Annotated in this window: 15 protein-coding genes; all 15 read left to right on the forward strand. The window is 64.2% G+C overall.

Features of this window, described 5'->3' with window-relative positions; translation table 11 throughout:
- The first annotated feature begins 92 nt into the window (after positions 1 to 92).
- The 15 genes from ftsL to lpxC all read left to right on the forward strand — a co-directional run bounded on the left by ftsL (position 93) and on the right by lpxC (position 18,780).
- Positions 93 to 488: a cell division protein FtsL gene (gene ftsL, locus CN311_RS19640; protein ID WP_097575389.1), complete on the forward strand. Its 396-nt coding sequence runs from the start codon at positions 93 to 95 to the stop codon at positions 486 to 488.
- Positions 485 to 2,239 (forward strand): peptidoglycan D,D-transpeptidase FtsI family protein, encoded by a 1,755-nt coding sequence (locus CN311_RS19645; RefSeq protein ID WP_208866538.1) that lies wholly within the window; start codon positions 485 to 487, stop codon positions 2,237 to 2,239. The genes ftsL and CN311_RS19645 overlap by 4 nt, the downstream gene beginning before the upstream one ends.
- 54 nt (positions 2,240 to 2,293) lie before the next feature.
- Entirely contained in the window at positions 2,294 to 3,748 is a 1,455-nt protein-coding gene (locus tag CN311_RS19650; protein ID WP_097575391.1) for a UDP-N-acetylmuramoyl-L-alanyl-D-glutamate--2,6-diaminopimelate ligase, read from the forward strand.
- Positions 3,745 to 5,178, forward strand: a complete 1,434-nt coding sequence (locus CN311_RS19655) for a UDP-N-acetylmuramoylalanyl-D-glutamyl-2,6-diaminopimelate--D-alanyl-D-alanine ligase (protein ID WP_097575392.1) — start codon at positions 3,745 to 3,747, stop codon at positions 5,176 to 5,178. Before CN311_RS19650 ends, CN311_RS19655 begins: the two co-directional genes overlap by 4 nt.
- A 25-nt stretch (positions 5,179 to 5,203) precedes the next feature.
- Positions 5,204 to 6,286: a phospho-N-acetylmuramoyl-pentapeptide-transferase gene (mraY, locus tag CN311_RS19660; protein WP_097575393.1), complete on the forward strand. Its 1,083-nt coding sequence runs from the start codon at positions 5,204 to 5,206 to the stop codon at positions 6,284 to 6,286.
- An 8-nt stretch (positions 6,287 to 6,294) separates the two neighbouring features.
- On the forward strand, positions 6,295 to 7,695 hold the full coding sequence (gene murD / locus CN311_RS19665) for a UDP-N-acetylmuramoyl-L-alanine--D-glutamate ligase (RefSeq protein WP_097575394.1): 1,401 nt from the start codon (positions 6,295 to 6,297) through the stop codon (positions 7,693 to 7,695).
- Positions 7,695 to 8,846 (forward strand): putative lipid II flippase FtsW, encoded by a 1,152-nt coding sequence (gene ftsW / locus CN311_RS19670; RefSeq protein ID WP_097575395.1) that lies wholly within the window; start codon positions 7,695 to 7,697, stop codon positions 8,844 to 8,846. Before murD ends, ftsW begins: the two co-directional genes overlap by 1 nt.
- Before the next feature lies 1 nt (position 8,847).
- A complete protein-coding gene (gene murG, locus CN311_RS19675) occupies positions 8,848 to 9,972 on the forward strand; it encodes an undecaprenyldiphospho-muramoylpentapeptide beta-N-acetylglucosaminyltransferase (RefSeq protein WP_097575396.1) in 1,125 nt (374 codons plus the stop codon).
- A complete protein-coding gene (murC, locus tag CN311_RS19680; protein ID WP_097575397.1) occupies positions 9,972 to 11,378 on the forward strand; it encodes a UDP-N-acetylmuramate--L-alanine ligase in 1,407 nt (468 codons plus the stop codon). The genes murG and murC overlap by 1 nt, the downstream gene beginning before the upstream one ends.
- Positions 11,375 to 12,340 carry a UDP-N-acetylmuramate dehydrogenase gene (murB, locus tag CN311_RS19685; RefSeq protein ID WP_097575398.1) on the forward strand — a complete coding sequence of 322 codons (966 nt, stop codon included), beginning with the start codon at positions 11,375 to 11,377 and terminating at the stop codon, positions 12,338 to 12,340. Before murC ends, murB begins: the two co-directional genes overlap by 4 nt.
- A 322-nt stretch (positions 12,341 to 12,662) precedes the next feature.
- Positions 12,663 to 13,589, forward strand: coding sequence for a D-alanine--D-alanine ligase (locus CN311_RS19690; RefSeq protein ID WP_097575399.1), 927 nt, complete (start codon positions 12,663 to 12,665; stop codon positions 13,587 to 13,589).
- Positions 13,577 to 14,518: a cell division protein FtsQ/DivIB gene (locus tag CN311_RS19695; protein ID WP_097575400.1), complete on the forward strand. Its 942-nt coding sequence runs from the start codon at positions 13,577 to 13,579 to the stop codon at positions 14,516 to 14,518. Before CN311_RS19690 ends, CN311_RS19695 begins: the two co-directional genes overlap by 13 nt.
- Positions 14,515 to 15,822 (forward strand): cell division protein FtsA, encoded by a 1,308-nt coding sequence (ftsA, locus tag CN311_RS19700; protein WP_097575401.1) that lies wholly within the window; start codon positions 14,515 to 14,517, stop codon positions 15,820 to 15,822. The genes CN311_RS19695 and ftsA overlap by 4 nt, the downstream gene beginning before the upstream one ends.
- 66 nt (positions 15,823 to 15,888) lie before the next feature.
- Positions 15,889 to 17,544, forward strand: a complete 1,656-nt coding sequence (gene ftsZ, locus CN311_RS19705; protein WP_097575402.1) for a cell division protein FtsZ — start codon at positions 15,889 to 15,891, stop codon at positions 17,542 to 17,544.
- Between the two features lie 288 nt (positions 17,545 to 17,832).
- Complete coding sequence (lpxC, locus tag CN311_RS19710) at positions 17,833 to 18,780, forward strand: UDP-3-O-acyl-N-acetylglucosamine deacetylase (protein WP_097575403.1); 948 nt, start codon at positions 17,833 to 17,835, stop codon at positions 18,778 to 18,780.
- The last annotated feature ends 45 nt before the right edge of the window (positions 18,781 to 18,825 follow it).

Genomic DNA, 18,825 nt, shown 5'->3' on the forward strand with positions numbered 1-18,825 from the left:
GGCGCGCGCCGGCGACTTTGCGATTTTCGGCCTGCCAAAACTTCCCAGCCCAGAACTTCCCGGCGCCAGTCGGCCGGGAGAGAGGTGAGCACGTGTTTCGTACCAGCGACATAGTCCTGATCGCCGTCATGGTCTCGGCCGCGGCCCTGACCTACAAGACCAAGCGCGAGGCCGAGGAACAATTGGCGGCAGTGCACAAGATCCAGGCGCAGATCCGCTACGAGGAGGATACGATCGACCTCTTGAAGGCGGACTGGAGCCTGCTGACCCAGCCGGCGCGCCTGCAGAAGCTGACCGAGATCTATAAATCGCAGCTTGGCCTCGAGCCGGTCAACGCGCGCCAGATCGTCGGCCTGGACGACCTGCCGGCCAAGCCGGTCAACATAGAGGACCTTTCGTCCCAGCGCCTGGGCGGCATGGCCGACAATTCCGGCAAAGGATCGTTGAACGGCAAGGATCCCGTCGTCACCGGAGGCATCGTGCAATGATTGCCAGACTGCCAATGATTTCCAGACTGGCAAGGATCGCCAGACTTCCGACGAGGCTGCTGGGACGCCGCGCGTCCGGCGAAGGCGGCTCGATCGTCGTCGAAGGCGCCCGCAAGGCGACCGGCGGCAAGGGCAGGACCCGCGTCGTGATGACGATGGCGGTGTTTTTCGGCATCTATTCGACCATTGCCGGGCGGCTGGTCTATCTCGGTTTCCAGAATCCCGACCTGTCCGGCGGTCCGCAGAGCCGGGTGACGGCGTCGCGGCCCGATATCGTCGACCGCAATGGCGAGGTTCTGGCGACGGACATCAAGACGGCATCGCTGTTTGCCGAGCCGCGCCGCATCGTCGACGCCGACGAGGCAATCGAAAAATTGTCGACGGTGCTTCCCGAAATCGACTACGAGCAGACCTATCACAAGCTGAAGAGCGGCGCCGGCTTCGTCTGGCTGCAGCGGCAACTGACGCCCAAGCAGCAGGCCGATATCATGCAACTCGGTATCCCCGGCTTCGGCTTCCGCACCGAAAAGCGACGCTTCTATCCAGCTGGCGAAACCTCGTCCTACATTGTCGGCCTCACCAATATCGACAATCAGGGCATCTCCGGCATGGAGAAGTACATCGACGAACAGGGGCTGAGCGACCTTCAGGCGTCAGGCCTGGCGATAGCCAAGGACCTGAAGCCGGTGCAGCTCTCGATCGACCTGCGCGTCCAGCATATCGTGCGCGACGAGATCGCCACCGGCATGGAGAAGTACCATGCGATCGCGGCCGGCGCCGTCGTGCTTAACGTCAAGACCGGCGAGGTGTTGGCGATGGCCTCGGTGCCGGATTTCGATCCGAACAATCCCTATAACGCGCAGGACAAGGACCGGCTGAACCGCATGTCGGCCGGCCTCTACGAGATGGGCTCGACCTTCAAGAGCTTCACCACCGCCATGGCGCTCGATTCCGGCAAGGTAACGATGGAAAGCCGTTTTGACGCCAGCCGTCCGATCAGGATTGGCCATCAGACCATCCATGATTTCCATGGCAAGGGCCGGGTGCTGTCAGTGCCGGAAGTGTTCATCTATTCCTCCAACATCGGCTCGGCCAAAGAGGCCGAAGCGGTGGGCATCGACGGGCATCGCGAATTCCTGCATCGCCTGGGCATCCTCGAAAAGATGCAGACCGAATTGCCGGAGGTCGCCCGCCCGACCGAGCCCAAGGTCTGGAAGCAGGTCACTTCGATCACGGTCGCCTTCGGCCACGGCGTGTCGACCACGCCGCTGCAGACCGCGGTCGGTTGCGCCGCGCTGATGAATGGCGGCTATCTGATGGAGCCGACTTTCCTGAGGCGCACGCAGGAGCAGGCGATGTCGGTGGCCAAGAAAGTGGTCAGCGAAAAGACCGTCGAGGCCATGCGCTACCTCTACGCGCTCAATGCCGAGAAGGGCTCGGGCAGGAATGCCAGGGTCCCGGGCTACCGCGTCGGCGGCAAGACGGGAACGGCGGAGAAGGTGGTCAACGGCCGCTACTCCAAGGACAAGAACTTCAACGCCTTCGTCGCGGCTTTTCCGATGGACGATCCGCAATATATCGTACTCACCATCGCCGACGAGCCGAAGCCCGAAAAGCCCGGCATGGGCGCCACGGCCGCCTCGAATGCGGGCGTCATGGCCGCAAACATCATCCGACGTTCGGCTTCCATGCTTGGCGTGAAGCCAGATTTCAGCCATGAAAATGGTGCAACGCTGGTTTCCTATCAGTGATTCTTAGGGCGCGCCGGCAACTGCGCGCTATTTTGTTGAGATGAACGGGGTTCGATGAAGCTCAGAGATCTAGCCGGTATCCTGCCTGTCGAGGGGACAGCTTCCCCCGATATGGAGGTTACCGGGATTTCGTCGGATTCCCGCACGGTCAAAACCGGCGTCGTCTTTTTCGCGCTCGCCGGCACCAAGGCGGACGGCGCGGCCTATGCCGCCGATGCCGCCAGGCGGGGTGCTGCCGCGATCGTGGCCAGCAAGGGCAGCACCATTGCCGGACTGCCGGTGCCGGTTCTCGCCGTCGACGATCCACGCCTGGCGCTGGCGCTGAGTGCCGCCCGTTATTTTGGCAAGCAGCCGCAGACCATGGTCGCGGTGACCGGCACCAGCGGCAAGACGTCGGTCGCCGCCTTCACCAGGCAGATCTGGGAGCAGTCGGGCTTTGCCGCCGCTTCGATCGGCACCACCGGCGTGGTGTCGCCGGGCCGCAATGAATATGGCTCACTGACCACGCCCGATCCGGTCGCTTTGCACCTTCTGCTCAAGGAATTGGCCGATGCCGGCGTCACCCACGCGTCGATGGAAGCCTCCAGCCATGGGCTCGACCAACGCCGGCTGGACGGCGTGAGGCTTGCCGCCGGCGGCTTCACCAATCTCGGCCGCGACCATATGGATTACCATCCGACGGTCGAGGACTATCATCGCGCCAAGCTGCGCCTGTTCGACGCGCTGCTGCCGAAGGGCGCACCCGCCGTCATCTTTGCCGACGATCCGTGGTCGGAACCAACGATCCAGGCGGCACAGGCGGCGGGGCTGAATGTGCTGACAGTCGGCCGCCATGGCGAATTCCTGAGACTGAAGCGGGTCGAGCACGAGCGTTACCGCCAGCGCGCCGAGGTGGAAGTCGACGGCGTTCTTCACGAAGTCGACCTGCCATTGGCCGGCGATTTCCAGATCGCCAACGCGCTGGTCTCGGCGGGCCTCGCCATCTCCACCGGAACAACTGCCACCAAGGCCTTGATGGCGTTGGAGAAATTGAAGGGTGCGCCGGGTCGGCTGGACCTCGTTGGAACGACGTCCAATGGCGCGCCGGTCTATGTCGACTATGCGCACAAGCCGGATGCGCTGGAAAACGTGCTGGCCTCGGTGCGGCCCTTCACCACGGGCCGCGTCATCGTCGTGTTCGGCTGCGGCGGCGACCGCGACAGGGGCAAGCGGCCGATCATGGGCGAGATCGCCACGCGGCTCGCCGATGTCGTCATCGTCACCGACGACAATCCGCGCTCGGAAGTGCCTGAAGCGATCCGCGCCGCCATCCTTGCGGCCGCGCCCGGGGCCATCGAGATCGGCGATCGGCGCAAGGCGATCCACGAGGCGGTCGCCATGCTCCATGCCGGCGACACACTGATCGTGGCCGGCAAGGGCCATGAGGAAGGCCAGACCATCGGCACCGAGACGCTGCATTTTTCCGACCATGAGGAAGTCCGCTCAGCGCTTCAGGAACGCGCCGCATGAGTTTCCTGTGGACCTCCGCGGATATGGTTGCCGCCATGGACGGACGGCCGCTCGGCCCGATGCCGGAAGGTGTCACCGGCATCTCGATCGACAGCCGCAGCCTTGTGGCGGGCGAGGCCTTCTTCGCCATCAAGGGCGAGGCGATGGACGGCCATGATTTCGCGACCGCCGCCATCAAGGCCGGCGCCGGCGTGCTGGTCGTCGCCGAGGGCAAATTGCCGGCGCTCGGGCGGCTGACGGCGCCGATGATCGTCGTGCCGGACGTGCTGGTGGCACTGGAAAAGCTGGGTGTTGCCGCGCGGGCGCGCTCGGGCGCAAAAATCATCGCGGTGACCGGTTCGGCGGGCAAGACCACCACCAAGGAGGCGCTGCGCCATGCGCTGTCGGCTGTCGGCAAGGTGCATGCCTCGGCGCAATCCTTCAACAACCACTGGGGCGTGCCGCTGACGCTGGCGCGGATGCCGGCCGACTGCGACTATGCCGTCTTCGAGATCGGCATGAACCATCCGGACGAGATCCGGCCGCTGGTCAAGATGGTCCGGCCGCACGTCGCCATCATCACCTTGATCGCGGCGGCGCATCTCGGCTTCTTTCGCAACCTCGACGAGATCGCCAAGGCCAAGGCCGAGATTTTCGAAGGATTGGAGCCGGGTGGCGCGGCGCTGCTCAACCGCGACGATCCGCGCTCGAAGCTCCTGGGCAAGATGGCGAAAGACGCCGGCATCGAGCATGTCTACGGCTTCGGAGAAAATGCCCGCGCGACCTTCAGGCTGGTCAAATGCGTGCTGCATGCCGACCATTCGGTCATCACCGCCAAAATCGGCGGGCAGGAGGTCACGGCGCGTGTCGGCGCGCCCGGCCGCCATATGGTGCAGAATGTGCTGGCGGTGCTCGGCGCCGCGCATCTGGTCGGCGCCGATATCGCCAGGGTGGCGATGGCGCTGGCCGATCTTTCAGCCGAACGCGGGCGCGGCAAGCGCCATGTGCTGCGCCATCCCAAGGGATCGATCACGCTGATCGACGAGAGCTATAACGCCAATCCGGCGTCGATGAGTGCTGCAATGGCGCTGCTCAATGCGACGCCTGTGTCGGGCGAAGGCAGGCGCATTGCCGTGCTTGGCGACATGCTGGAACTCGGCGACCACTCGGCTAAGCTGCATGCCGCGCTGGCCGATCTCATCGTCGGCACCGGCACAAGCACAGTCTTTCTCGGCGGCCCGGAAATGCGGGCGCTGGCCGACATCCTGCCAGACGAGATCAAGACGGAATATCGCGCCGGCGCCGAGGATTTGAAGCCAGTGCTGTTGTCGACATTGAAGCCTGGCGACGTGGTGATGGTCAAATCGTCGAAAGGCATCGGTTTTTCAAAGCTGGTCGAGGCATTGCTCGGCAAATTTCCGGCGCAAGCCACAACCAGTAAACAGACCTAGGGTCAGTCCCGGGGGACCGAAACGCATGTTAACACTGCTCGTCGATTTCGCGGACAAGATCTCGGTCTTCAATGTCTTCCGCTACATTACCTTCCGTACCGGCGGGGCGCTGATCACTTCGGCGCTGATCGTCTTCATCTTCGGACCGGCCATCATCAACTCGCTGCGGCTCAGGCAAGGCAAGGGCCAGCCGATCCGCGCCGACGGGCCGCAGACGCATTTCAAGAAAGCCGGCACGCCGACCATGGGCGGCCTGATGATCCTGTGCGGCATCGTCGGCTCCTCGCTGCTATGGGCCAACCTTTCCAGCATCTATGTCTGGGTGGTGCTGCTGGTGACGCTCGGTTTCGGCTCGATCGGCTTTTATGACGACTATCTCAAGGTGACCAAGCAATCGCATCTCGGCTTTTCCGGCAAGGCGCGGCTGGGGCTCGAATTCGTCATCGCCGGCATTGCCGCCTGGGTAATCATGCATAACGGCCAGGCGCCGTTCTCATCGTCGCTGACCTTTCCCTTCGCCAAGGAATTTCTCATCAATCTCGGCTGGTTCTTCATCCCGTTCTCCTGCTTCGTCATTGTCGGCGCCGGCAATGCGGTGAACCTGACCGATGGTCTCGACGGGCTGGCGATCGTGCCGATCATGATCGCGGCGGCGTCCTTCGGCGTCATTGCCTACCTCTCCGGCAACGCGGTGTTCGCCGAATATCTGCAGATCCATTTCGTGCCCGGCACCGGCGAACTGGCGGTGGTTCTCGGCGCGGTGATCGGCGCCGGCCTCGGCTTCCTGTGGTTCAACGCACCGCCGGCCGCGATCTTCATGGGCGATACCGGGTCGCTGGCGCTGGGCGGGCTGATCGGGACGGTCGCGGTCGCCACCAAGCATGAGATCGTGCTGGTCATCGTCGGCGGCTTGTTCGTGGTGGAGATCCTGTCGGTGATCATCCAGGTCGGCTACTTCAAGATGACCGGCAAGCGCGTGTTCCTGATGGCGCCGATCCATCATCATTTCGAAAAGCTCGGCTGGACCGAAAGCCAGGTGGTGATCCGCTTCTGGATCATCGCGGTCATCCTGGCATTGGTCGGCCTATCGACCCTGAAGCTTAGATAGGAGGCCGCTTGATCCCCGCAGCATCCTTCGCCGGCAAACGCGTTTCGCTCTTCGGGCTCGGCGGCTCGGGGATCGCCACGGCGCGCGCGCTGATCGAGGGCGGGGCGGACGTGCTGGCCTGGGACGACAATCCCGACAGCGTCGCCAAGGCAGGCGCCGTCGGCATTGCGACCGCCGACCTGCGCGGCGCCGACTGGACGAAATTCTCGGCTTTCGTGCTGTCGCCCGGCGTGCCGCTGACGCATCCGAAGCCGCATTGGAGCGTGGAGCTGGCGCGCGGCTCGGGTGTCGAGATCATCGGCGACATCGAGCTTTTCTGCCGCGAGCGGACCTTGCGGGCGCCGGCGGCGCCCTTCATCGCCATCACCGGCACCAATGGCAAATCGACGACCACGGCGCTGACGGCGCATATCCTGAAATCCGCGGCGCGCGACACGCAGATGGGCGGCAATATCGGCCGCGCGGTGATGACGCTCGATCCACCGGAGTCGGCGCGGCATTATGTCGTGGAATGCTCGTCCTATCAGATCGACCTGGCGCCCTCGATCAATCCAACCGCGGGCGTCCTGCTCAATTTGACGCCGGATCATCTCGACCGTCATGGCACCATGCAGCACTACGCCGCGATCAAGGAACGGCTGGTGGCGGGCAGCGAGGTGGCAATCGTCGGCATCGACGATTCCTGGTGCGCCCAGATCGCCGACCGGCTGGAGCGGGCCGGCCGGCATGTCATCCGCATTTCCAAGCGCTTGCCGCTCACCGACGGCTATTTCGCCAGTGGCACCGACCTGATGGAGGCGGTGCATGGCCGCTTCAGCCGCGTCGCCTTTCTCGAAGGCATCGGCTCGCTGCGCGGCCAACACAATGCGCAGAACGCGCTGGCCGCCGTTGCCGCCTGCCTCAAGGTCGGGCTCTCGCTCGGCGAGATCCAGTCGGGCCTGGAAAGCTTCCCCGGCCTGGCGCACCGCATGGAGCAGGTCGGCCGCAAGGGCCATGTGCTGTTCATCAACGATTCCAAGGCGACCAATGCCGATGCGGCGGCCCCCGCCCTGTCGAGCTTTAACCGCATCTACTGGATCGCCGGCGGATTGGCCAAGGAAGGCGGCATCGAGCCGTTGCGCGGCTTCTTCCCGCGCATCGCCAAGGCCTATCTGATCGGCGATGCCGCGCCGGCCTTTTCGGCGACGCTGGGCGAGGCGGTGCCTTACGAGATATCGGGCACGCTTGCCGCGGCGGTCGAACATGCCGCAAGGGATGCGGCCAGGGATAGTGGCGGCGAGGCAGTGGTGCTGCTTTCGCCGGCCTGCGCCAGTTTCGACCAGTTCAGGAATTTCGAAGTTCGCGGCGACGCGTTCAGGCAAGCCGCGAACGCTATTGATGGCGTCAAGCCCATCGGAGGGACACGATAATGCAAAGCCGTCTCGACAAAAGCCCGGTCGCCACCTGGTGGTGGACGGTCGATCGCTGGTTCCTGGCAGCGTTCCTGTCGCTGATGGGGCTTGGCATCGTGCTGTCCTTCGCGGCCAGCCCGGCGGTGGCCCAGCGCATCGGCCTCGACAGCTTCCACTTCGCCACACGGCAGATCATCTTCACCATCCCCGCGCTTGGCGTGATGCTGGCCGTCTCCTTCATGGAATCGCGGCAGATCAGGCGCATGGCGCTGGTCATGCTGTGCATCACGCTGGTCCTGATGGTGGCGGTGCTCTACATCGGCGTCGAGGTGAAGGGTGCGCGGCGCTGGGTGTCGTTTGCCGGCCTGTCGATCCAGCCGTCGGAATTCCTGAAGCCGGCCTTCGTCATCATCTGCGCCTGGCTGTTTGCCGAGCACAAGCGCCAGCCCGACATTCCAGGCAATCTGTTCGCCATGCTGCTGCTGGCCCTGGTCATATCGCTGCTGGTGGCGCAGCCGGATTTCGGCCAGACCATGCTGGTGCTCGGTACCTGGGGGGTGATGTTCTTCATGGCCGGATTGCCGTGGCTGTGGATCATCGCGCTGGGCGCTGCCGGCATTGGCGGCGTGTTCGCCGCCTATACGGTGTTCCCGCACGTCGCCGGCCGCATCGACCGCTTCATGACCGGCGAAGGCGACACGTTCCAGGTCGACATGGGCCGCGAGGCGCTGATCAATGGCGGCTGGTTCGGCGTCGGGCCGGGCGAGGGCACCGTCAAGCGGGTCATACCGGACAGCCACGCCGACTTCGTCTTCTCGGTCGCCGGCGAGGAGTTCGGGCTGATCATGTGCTTCTTCATCATGTCCATCTTCGCCTTCATCGTGCTGCGCGGCCTCAACACGGCGCTCAAGGAGCAGGATGATTTCACGCGCTACGCGGTTGGCGGCCTGGTCACCGTCTTCGGTCTGCAGTCGGTCATCAACATGGCCGTCAATCTGCAGCTGATGCCGGCCAAGGGCATGACCTTGCCGTTCATCTCCTATGGCGGCTCTTCGCAGATCGCCATCGCCATTTCGATGGGCATGGTGCTGGCGCTGACGCGCAAACGGCCGGAACGGCGCAAGCAGATGGGCTTTGCGCCGCCGGCGCGCGCCATGCCGGCGGAATGAAATGGCCAACGGGGTCATTCTTCTGGCGGCAGGCGGCACGGGCGGGCATCTGTTCCCGGCCGAGGCGCTGGCGCACGAACTGAAGCGGCGCGGCTGGATGGTGCATCTGGCCACCGACGATCGTGCCGAGCGTTTTGCCGGCCAGTTCCCGGCAGCCAGCATCCATCCGATCCAGTCGGCGACGATGGGGTCGAAAAATCCTTTCGCCGTGCTTGCCGCCTTCTGGAAGATCTGGGGTGGGGTGCGCCAGGCCTCCTCGGTGATCGGACGGATCAAGCCCGCCGTGGTCGTCGGCTTCGGCGGTTATCCGACGCTGCCGCCGCTCTATGCGGCGACGCGGCGCAAGGTGCCGACACTGATCCACGAGCAGAACGCGGTGATGGGGCGCGCCAACCGGGCGCTGGCCGGCCGCGTCGATGCCATTGCCGGTGGATTCCTGCCGCAGGATGCAAGTGCCGCCGGCGCCAAGACGGTGACGACAGGCAATCCGGTCAGGCCGCAAGTGCTGGAGGCGGCAAGGACGCCCTACAGTGCCTCTGCGGGCAAGCAACCGTTCCGGTTCCTGGTGTTCGGCGGCAGCCAGGGCGCACAGTTCTTTTCCGATGCCGTGCCGGCCGCGATAGCGCTGCTTTCGGACGCACAACGCAAACGGCTGGTGATTACGCAGCAGGCACGCGCCGAGGATGTGGAGAAGGTGAAGGCTGCCTATGCCGCGCTTGGCATCGAGGCCGACGTGTCGCCCTTCTTCACCGACATGGCGGCGCGCCTGGCGGCGGCGCATCTGGTAATGTCGCGATCCGGCGCATCGACCGTGTCGGAAATCGCCGTGGTCGGCCGCCCGGCATTGTTGGTGCCCTATCCGCATGCGCTCGACCACGACCAGGCGGCCAATGCCGCGGCCCTGGCCGCGGCAGGCGGTGCCGAGGTGCATGCCCAAGCCTCGCTGTCGTCCGAGCGCATAGCGCAGCTGGTCGGCGGCCTGATGGACGATCCGGAACGGCTCGCCGCCATGGCGGCGGCGGCGAAATCGGCCGGAAAACCGGATGCGGCGCGGTTGCTCGCCGATCTGACAGAGGCTATTGCGTCGAAGAAAACCGTTTCGGAATTCAGGAAGGAGACGCATTGATGAAGATGCCGCAGACGATCGGCCTTGTGCATTTCATCGGCATTGGCGGTATCGGCATGAGCGGCATCGCCGAGGTGCTGCACAATCTCGGCTACAAGGTGCAAGGATCCGACCAGGCCGACAGCGCCAATGTGCAGCGGCTGCGTGACAAGGGCATCGAGTGCTTCGTCGGTCATCAAGCCGACAATCTCGGTGACGCCGAAGTGGTCGTCGTCTCGACCGCGATCAAGAAATCCAATCCGGAACTGAAGGCCGCGCGCGAAAGGCTGCTGCCCATCGTGCGGCGCGCCGAAATGCTGGCCGAATTGATGCGCTTCCGCCAGGCGGTGGCGATCGGCGGCACGCATGGCAAGACGACGACGACCTCGATGGTGGCGACGCTGCTCGAAGCCGGCGGGCTCGATCCGACCGTGATCAATGGCGGCATCATCAATGCCTATGGCACCAACGCCCGCATGGGTGACGGCGAATGGATGGTGGTCGAGGCCGACGAAAGCGACGGCACCTTCCTGAAGCTGCCGGCCGACATCGCCGTCGTCACCAATATCGATCCCGAGCATCTCGACCATTACGGCTCTTTCGACAATGTGCGCGAGGCGTTCCGCCAGTTCGTCGAGAACGTGCCGTTCTACGGTTTCGGCGTCATGTGCACCGACCATCCGGAAGTGCAGGCGCTGGTCGGCCGCATCGAGGACCGGCGCGTCATCACCTATGGCGAGAATGCGCAGGCCGATGTGCGTTTCACCAACCACCGCATGGCGGGTGCGACCTCGGAGTTCGACGTGGTGATCCGCGACCGCAAGACACGCGGCCAGACGACGATATCAGACCTGCGCCTGCCGATGCCTGGCCGCCACAACGTCGCCAATGCGACGGCGGCGATCGCCGTGGCGCATGAGCTCGGCCTTTCCGCCGAAGCGATCAAGAAGGGCCTGTCGTCCTTCGCCGGCGTCAAGCGGCGCTTCACCCATACCGGCTCGTGGAACGGCGTCGATGTGTACGACGATTATGGCCACCATCCGGTCGAGATCTCGGCGGTGTTGAAGGCGGCGCGCAGCGCCACCAAAGGCCGCGTCATCGCCATTGCCCAGCCGCATCGCTACACCCGGCTGCATGATCTGTTCAACGAGTTTTCCGCCTGCTTCAACGACGCCGACACGGTGATGGTGGCGCCGGTCTACGCGGCAGGCGAAGAGCCGATCGACGGGGTGACATCGGATGCATTGGTGTCGCGCATCCGCGCCGGCGGCCATCGCGACGCCCGCTACATCGAAGGCCCGGCGGCCATCGCGCCGGTTATCCGCGATCTGGCCAAGCCAGGCGATTTCGTCGTCTTCCTCGGCGCCGGCAACATCACCCAATGGGCCTATGCGCTGCCCAGGGAACTCGGCGGAACCACGCCATGATGCGCGGCCAGGCGTTGATCGACAAGCTTGGCGACCGGCTTGCCGGCCTGCGCGGCCGCATCACGCCCAATGCCGAGATGGACAAGATCACCTGGTTTCGCGCCGGCGGACTGGCCGACGCATTGTTCCAGCCGGCGGACGAGGAGGACCTCGCCGCGTTCCTGAGAACGGTTCCCGAAGAGATCCCGCTGACCATCGTCGGCGTCGGCTCGAACCTTCTGGTGCGCGATGGCGGCGTGGCGGGCTTCGTCATCCGGCTTTCGGCCAAGGGTTTTGGCGAGGCCGAGGCGATCGGCCCGACGACGATCAAGGCGGGCGCCGCCACGCCCGACAAGCGCCTTGCCGCCGTCGCCTACGAGGCGGGCATCGGCGGCTTCCACTTCTACCACGGCATTCCAGGCGCCATCGGCGGCGCGCTGCGCATGAACGCCGGTGCCAATGGCGTCGAGACGCGCGAGCGCGTCGTCCAGGTGCGGGCGCTCGACCGCAAGGGCAATGTGCACACGCTGAGCAATGCCGATATGGGCTACGCCTATCGTCATTCGGCGGCACCTTCCGGGCTGATCTTCACCTCGGCTGTGTTCGAAGGCGCCCGGGAGGACAAGGCCGCTATCAAGGCGGCGATGGATGCAGTCCAGCATCATCGCGAGACCGTGCAGCCGATCCGCGAAAAGACCGGCGGCTCGACCTTCAAGAATCCGGAAGGCACCTCGGCCTGGAAAGAGATCGACAAGGCGGGGTGCCGGGGGCTGATGATCGGCGGTGCGCAGATGTCGCCGATGCACTGCAACTTCATGATCAACACTGGAACCGCGACCGGCTACGACCTTGAATATCTCGGCGAGACGGTGCGCACGCGCGTGCTCGAGAATTCAGGCATCCGGCTGCAATGGGAAATCAAGCGCATCGGCGAGTTCCGGCCGGGGCATGCGGTACAAGAGTTTCTGGGGCAATTGCTTTAGCGCGGCCTTATGTTCATGTAATACTTGAACTTCAAACGATGTGAATCACCGCGCGACCGTTGCGTCAAAGACTCACAACGCAATTTTTATGGCCGTTTTCACGGAAAGTGAATCTCTCGGAATCGTAAGCACTTGCCAGTGAATCAACTCTCTGATTCTCTGCCTGAAAGCGTTTCCTGATTTGAGTCGTTCGACGCGTTCCCGCGTTTTCCGTCTGGGGGGCAACCTGCCGGGAGACTCGGACTCAAGGTTGCGGAATCGTGAGAGCAAGGACTGCTCTGATCGAGAGATGCCGGCCCGCCGTGAGAGGGGATGACGGGAAATGAAAAGCAAGCATGTGGCCGTTCTGCTGGGGGGATTCTCGTCCGAGCGGCCCGTGTCTCTGTCCTCGGGGAAAGCGTGTGCCGATACGCTCGAGAATGAAGGCTACCGGGTCACTCGCCTCGACGTCACGCGCGATGTCGGATCGGTGCTGGCCGAACTCAAGCCCGACGTCGCCTTCAATGCGCTGCATGGCCCTTTCGGCGAGGACGGCACCATCCAGGGCATCCTCGAATATCTGGGGATTGCCTATACCCATTCGGGCGTGCTCGCTTCGGCGCTGGCCATGAACAAGGAGCAGGCCAAGAAGATCGCCAAGGCCTCCGGCATTCCGGTGGCGGAATCGAAGGTGACGAACCGCTTCGCCATCCAGAACAAGCATCCGATGAAGCCGCCCTATGTGGTCAAGCCGGTCAGCGAAGGGTCGAGCTTCGGCGTCGTCATCGTGCATGAGGGTCAGTCGCATCCGCCGCAGGTGATCGGCTCGTCCGACTGGAAATATGGCGATACCGTCATGGTGGAGCGCTACATTCACGGGCGGGAGCTGACCTGCGCGGTGATGGGCGATGTGGCGCTCGGCGTCTGCGAGATCATCCCGACCGGCCATTCCTTCTACGACTATGACTCAAAATATGTCGCGGGCGGATCAAAACACGAATGCCCGGCAAAAATTTCACCGAATATTTACCAAAAAATACAGACACTGGCGCTCAAGGCTCACCAAGCCGTCGGTTGCCGGGGCGTTTCCCGATCGGACTTCCGCTATGACGATCGTCACTCCGAAAACGGCGAAATTGTCTGGCTCGAGATCAACACTCAGCCTGGCATGACGCCGACATCCTTGGTGCCTGAAATCGCCGCGCAAGCGGGGCACTCGTTCGGCGATTTATTGAGTTGGATGGTGGAGGACGCTTCGTGTTTGCGTTGAGGTGGGGACAGGGCAAGGAGAAGGGCGCGGCCGGGCCGACGCTGTTCGGCATGCCGTTGTCGTTCGACCATTTCGTATTGCCGCGCCTGCTTCGCCGGCCGGTGCGCGTTCTGGCTCGCCTGGGCGAGGGCGATTTCGAGGCGCCGCCTTTCTCCGCCGCAATCCTGTCGGCGGTGCTGCTGGCGTCGGGTGGCGCCTATGGCGCCTATCTCGGCGGACATGTCGACAGCATCGTTCAGGGCGTCACTGCCCGCACCGGTTTTGCCGTCGATCAGATCAAGGTGGTCGGCAATCGTGAAACCTCCGAGATCGATATACTGGACAGGCTGGAGCTCGACGGCTGGACCTCGCTGATCGGCTTCGACGCCGAGGCCGCGCGCGAGCGCATCGCCACGCTGCCCTGGATCGAAGTTGCGGCGGTGCGCAAGGTCTATCCGCACACGCTGGAGGTGCGCGTCGAGGAGCGAGTGCCCTTCGCGCTTTGGCAGCAAGGCAGCGAGCTTTCCGTCATCGAAAAGTCCGGCAATGTGATCGCGCCGTTCTCCGGCGGCAAGCAGGCATTGCTGCCGTTGATCATCGGCGCCGGCGCGCCGGCCAAGGCGCCGGATTTCCTTGCCAGGATCAAGAAATATCCGGAGCTTGCCGCGCGGATCAAGGGCTATATCCGCATCGGCGAACGGCGCTGGGACCTGAAGCTGGAAAACGGCATCACCGTCAAGCTTCCCGAAGATGGCGAGGATCAGGCGATCGCCGATCTGGTCAGGATGGACCATGAGAACGGGCTTTTGACGCGCGACATCGCCGCCGTCGACATGCGCCTTTCCGATCGTCTCGTCGTCCAGTTGACGCCGGAAGCGGCGACGCAGCGCGAGGCCGCGCTCAACGAGAAGCCCAAAGTACTGAAGCGCAAGCCGGGGACGAACATATGAGCTGGCTTGGCGGCAACAGCGATGCCTCGTCGCGCCGGTCCGGTACCTTGACGGTGCTCGATGTCGGCTCGAGCAAGGTGTGCTGCGTGGTGGCGAAGCTGAAGCCGCGCGACGACGGCAAGCTCTTGCGCGGGCGCTCGCATCGCATTCAGGTGATCGGCATCGGCCATCAGAAATCGCAAGGCGTGAAATCGGGCGTCGTCATCGATCTCGACAGGGCCGAGCACGCCATCCGCCTCGCCGTCGACGCCGCCGAGCGCATGGCCGGGCTGACGGTGGATTCGCTGATCGTCAATATGACGGCCGGCCGGCTGAAGAGCGAGACCTTCTCCGCCACCATCAACCTTGGCGGCCATGAGGCCGACGAGGCCGATATCAAGCGCGTGCTTGCTGCCGGCGCCAAGCAGGCGCTGAGGGCCGAGCGCGAGGTGATCCATTCGCTTCCCGTCGGCTTTTCGCTGGACGCCGAGCGCGGCGTGCGCGATCCGCGCGGCATGGTCGGCGATCAGCTCGGTGTCGACATGCATGTGCTGACGGGCGATGCCGCTCCCTTGCGCAACCTGGAACTCTGCATCAACCGCTCGCATCTGTCGGTCGAGCGCATGGTGGCGACGCCCTATGCCAGCGGGTTGGCCGCACTGGTCGACGACGAGCTCGAAATGGGTGCGGCCTGCATCGACATGGGCGGCGGCACCACGACGATTTCGGTGTTTTCGGAAGGCAAGTTCGTACATGGCGACGCCATCGCCGTCGGCGGCAACCATGTCACGCTCGACATGGCCAAGGGCCTGTCGACCTCGCTCGATGCGGCAGAGCGACTGAAGGTGATGCATGGCTCGGCGCTGCCCGGCAGTGCCGACGACCGCGACCTGGTGTCGATCCAGCCGATCGGCGAGGAAGGCGAGGTGCCGTTGCAGATACCGCGGTCGGTGATGACGCGCATCATCCGCGCGCGCATCGACGAGACGCTCGAACTGTTGCGCGACCGGCTGAACAAATCCGGCTACGGCAATGCCGTCGGCAAGCGTGTGGTGCTGACCGGTGGCGCCAGCCAGCTCTCCGGCCTGCCGGAGGCGGCGCGCCGCATCCTCGGACGCAATGTGCGCATCGGTCGGCCGCTCGGCGTGGCGGGCCTGCCGGAGGCGGCCAAGGGGCCGGCTTTCTCGACGCCGGTCGGGCTTTTGATCTACCCGCAGATGGCGAGCTTCGAGAGCCATCCGGCGAAAGGCATTTCCGGCCTGAGAATGACCGGAACGGGCGGAAAACTGCATCGCATGAGTCAGTGGTTGAGAGACAGTTTCTAATTGACGGGGGCAGCCCCATAGGCGGCCGCGGCGGCGAAGCGGCGTGAAAGGCAAAGGACGGAGACAATGACCATCAATCTGCAAAAGCCGGATATCACCGAGCTCAAGCCGCGAATCACCGTGTTCGGTGTCGGCGGCGGCGGCGGCAATGCCGTCAACAACATGATCACCGCGGGCTTGCGCGGTGTCGAGTTCGTCGTGGCCAACACCGACGCACAGGCGCTGACCATGTCCAAGGCGGAACGGTTGATCCAGCTCGGTGCGCATGTCACCGAAGGTCTGGGCGCGGGATCGCAGCCGGAAGTCGGCCGCGCGGCGGCGGAAGAATGCATCGACGAGATCATCGATCATCTGTCGAACACCCATATGTGCTTCGTCACCGCCGGCATGGGCGGCGGCACCGGCACGGGAGCGGCTCCGGTTGTCGCGCGTGCCGCCCGTGAAAAGGGCATCCTTACGGTCGGCGTCGTCACCAAGCCGTTCCATTTCGAAGGCCAGCGCCGCATGAAAACGGCGGATTTCGGCATCGAGGAATTGCAGAAATGCGTCGACACCCTCATCGTCATCCCCAACCAGAACCTGTTCCGGCTGGCCAATGACAAGACGACCTTCGCCGATGCCTTCGCCATGGCCGACCAGGTGCTCTATTCCGGTGTCGCCTGCATCACCGACCTGATGGTGAAGGAAGGTCTGATCAATCTCGACTTCGCCGACGTTCGCTCGGTCATGCGCGAGATGGGCAAGGCGATGATGGGAACGGGCGAGGCTTCCGGCGAAGGACGCGCCATGGCCGCCGCCGAGGCGGCGATCGCCAACCCGCTGCTCGACGAGACCTCGATGAAGGGCGCCAAGGGCCTGCTGATCTCGATCACCGGCGGCCGCGACCTCACCCTGTTCGAAGTCGACGAGGCGGCTACCCGCATCCGCGAGGAAGTCGACCAGGACGCCAACATCATCCTGGGCGCGACGTTCGACGAGGATCTCGAAGGCGTCATCCGCGTCTCGGTGGTCGCCACCGGCATCGACAAATCGGCGGCTGAAATCGCCGCCGCGCCGATCGCCATCCGCGCCGCGCCGCCAAAGCCTGTCAACCGCCCGGCGGTCCCGGTTACGGAAAGCCGCCCGGCGCCGGTTCAGCCCGCCTATGAGCCACGCGCGGCCGACCCGGTTGCCGAGGCGATCCAGCTTGCCGAAGCCAACGCTGCCGCGATGGCGCGTCCCGCACCGGTTGCCCCGGCGGACGACTTCCGCCCGCAGAACAAGATCTTCCAGGCGCCGCCCCCCCAGCCGCAGCCGATGCTGCAGCCGGTGGTCCAGCAGGCGATGCCGCAGCGTGGAGTGCTTCAGCCGGTGGCCGCGGCACCCCAGCGCATGCCGCGCGTGGAGGATTTCCCGCCTGTGGTGAAGGCCGAGGTGGAAGCCAAAAGCCGTCCGGCCGATCATCATGAGAACAGCGGTCCGATGGGATTGATCAAGCGCCTGACGAGCGGCCTGACCCGCCGCGAAGAGGAGCCGGCACGGTTGCAGCCGGCACAGCCGCGTGAACCGAAACTGCGCCAGGCGGCCCCCGAAGTGCGCCGCCTCGCCAGCCAGGACCCGCAGCTTTACGCGCCGCGCCGCGGCCAGTTGGACGATCAGGGCCGGCTGACGCCGCAGGCCAGGACCATGCAGGAAGACGATCAGTTGGAGATTCCGGCGTTCCTGCGCCGTCAGGCCAACTGACCTGTTAACAGCCTGTAACAATTGTTAACAGGCAAGCAAGAGATTGTTTGCCTGTTAACTTAGAAAGCCTTTGCAAAACAGCATCTTAGGAGACCCTGCTTACTTCTGGTCGTGGTTACAAAGAGTAAGAAACCGTGATTTGGAGTCTCCCTGCCGGATCACTATCTTCCCGCGACAAACGTCGGTTTGCCGGGATTCGGGGAGTTGGCCCTGCCTGCCGATCAATCAAGTGCCGCGCAAATGCCGCGCCCCTTGGGGCCGACAAGGTGGACTTGGGCAGCATGGGCTATGGGGTTTGTCTTGCAGGACTACCAGACGACACTTAAATCGCGTGCGACGCTGACGGGCACCGGCGTTCACAGCGGCAAACCTGTTACCGTTCATTTTCTGCCGGCGGATGCCGACACGGGCGTGGTGTTCCACCTTTCGAATGGAAGCGAGAGCCGCGAGTTTCGTGCGCTGGTCGCCGAGGTCGGCGCCACCGACCTTTGCACCATGCTCGGCGATCCCGAAGGAGAGCATATCGCCACCGTCGAACATCTGATGGCCACTGTCTTCGGGCTTGGCATCGACAACATCGTCATCGAAATCGACGGCCGCGAGGTTCCGATCCTAGACGGTAGCGCCATGCCGTTTGTCGAGGCCGTGGACCAGGTCGGCATCGACACGCTGCCGGTCAAGCGCCGGTACATAAGGGTGGTCAAGCCGGTTCGCATCGAGAACGGCGCGTCCTGGGCGGAATTCAGGCCTTATGACGGCACGCGCTTCGAAATCGAGATCGATTTCGAAAGCCCGGCGATCGGCCGCCAGCTCTTTGCGTCCGACATCAACCCCGATATTTTCCGCCGCGATGTCGCGCGGGCCCGTACCTTTGGTTTCATGAAGGATGTGGAACGGCTGTGGGCCGCGGGCTATGCGCTCGGCTCGTCGCTGGAGAACTCGCTGGTGATCGGCGACGACAACCGCGTGATCAATATTGGCGGCCTGCGCTATCCCAACGAGTTCGCTCGCCACAAGACGCTGGACGCCATGGGCGATCTGGCGCTGGCCGGCGCCCGGTTCATCGGCTGCTTCCGTTCGTATCGCGGCGGCCACAGGCTGAACGCGGCGGCGCTGCGTCGCCTGTTGTCGGACCGTTCGGCCTTCGAGATCGTCGAGACGACGCGCCGCGAGCGCGGCCGCGCCGCCGAGATGCGCGCGGTCTACGCGCCCGTCTACGCCCCTTGGATGATCTGATTTTTAACGTTTTTCAGGCCTTATGAGGATCGGCCTGTGTTGCAT

It is taken from the genome of Mesorhizobium sanjuanii (genome assembly GCF_002529485.1).
GTDB classification, from domain to species: Bacteria; Pseudomonadota; Alphaproteobacteria; order Rhizobiales; family Rhizobiaceae; genus Mesorhizobium; species Mesorhizobium sanjuanii.

Bases quoted from the DNA above. Each gene is read 5' to 3' on its own strand.
- CN311_RS19645 (WP_208866538.1), top strand. From the start codon at position 485: ATGATTGCCAGACTGCCAATGATTTCCAGACTGGCAAGGATCGCCAGA.
- CN311_RS19650 (WP_097575391.1), top strand. From the start codon at position 2,294: ATGAAGCTCAGAGATCTAGCCGGTATCCTGCCTGTCGAGGGGACAGCT.
- CN311_RS19655 (WP_097575392.1), top strand. From the start codon at position 3,745: ATGAGTTTCCTGTGGACCTCCGCGGATATGGTTGCCGCCATGGACGGA.
- mraY (WP_097575393.1), top strand. From the start codon at position 5,204: ATGTTAACACTGCTCGTCGATTTCGCGGACAAGATCTCGGTCTTCAAT.
- ftsW (WP_097575395.1), top strand. From the start codon at position 7,695: ATGCAAAGCCGTCTCGACAAAAGCCCGGTCGCCACCTGGTGGTGGACG.
- murG (WP_097575396.1), top strand. From the start codon at position 8,848: ATGGCCAACGGGGTCATTCTTCTGGCGGCAGGCGGCACGGGCGGGCAT.
- murC (WP_097575397.1), top strand. From the start codon at position 9,972: ATGAAGATGCCGCAGACGATCGGCCTTGTGCATTTCATCGGCATTGGC.
- murB (WP_097575398.1), top strand. From the start codon at position 11,375: ATGATGCGCGGCCAGGCGTTGATCGACAAGCTTGGCGACCGGCTTGCC.
- CN311_RS19690 (WP_097575399.1), top strand. From the start codon at position 12,663: ATGAAAAGCAAGCATGTGGCCGTTCTGCTGGGGGGATTCTCGTCCGAG.
- ftsA (WP_097575401.1), top strand. From the start codon at position 14,515: ATGAGCTGGCTTGGCGGCAACAGCGATGCCTCGTCGCGCCGGTCCGGT.
- ftsZ (WP_097575402.1), top strand. From the start codon at position 15,889: ATGACCATCAATCTGCAAAAGCCGGATATCACCGAGCTCAAGCCGCGA.
- lpxC (WP_097575403.1), top strand. From the start codon at position 17,833: ATGGGGTTTGTCTTGCAGGACTACCAGACGACACTTAAATCGCGTGCG.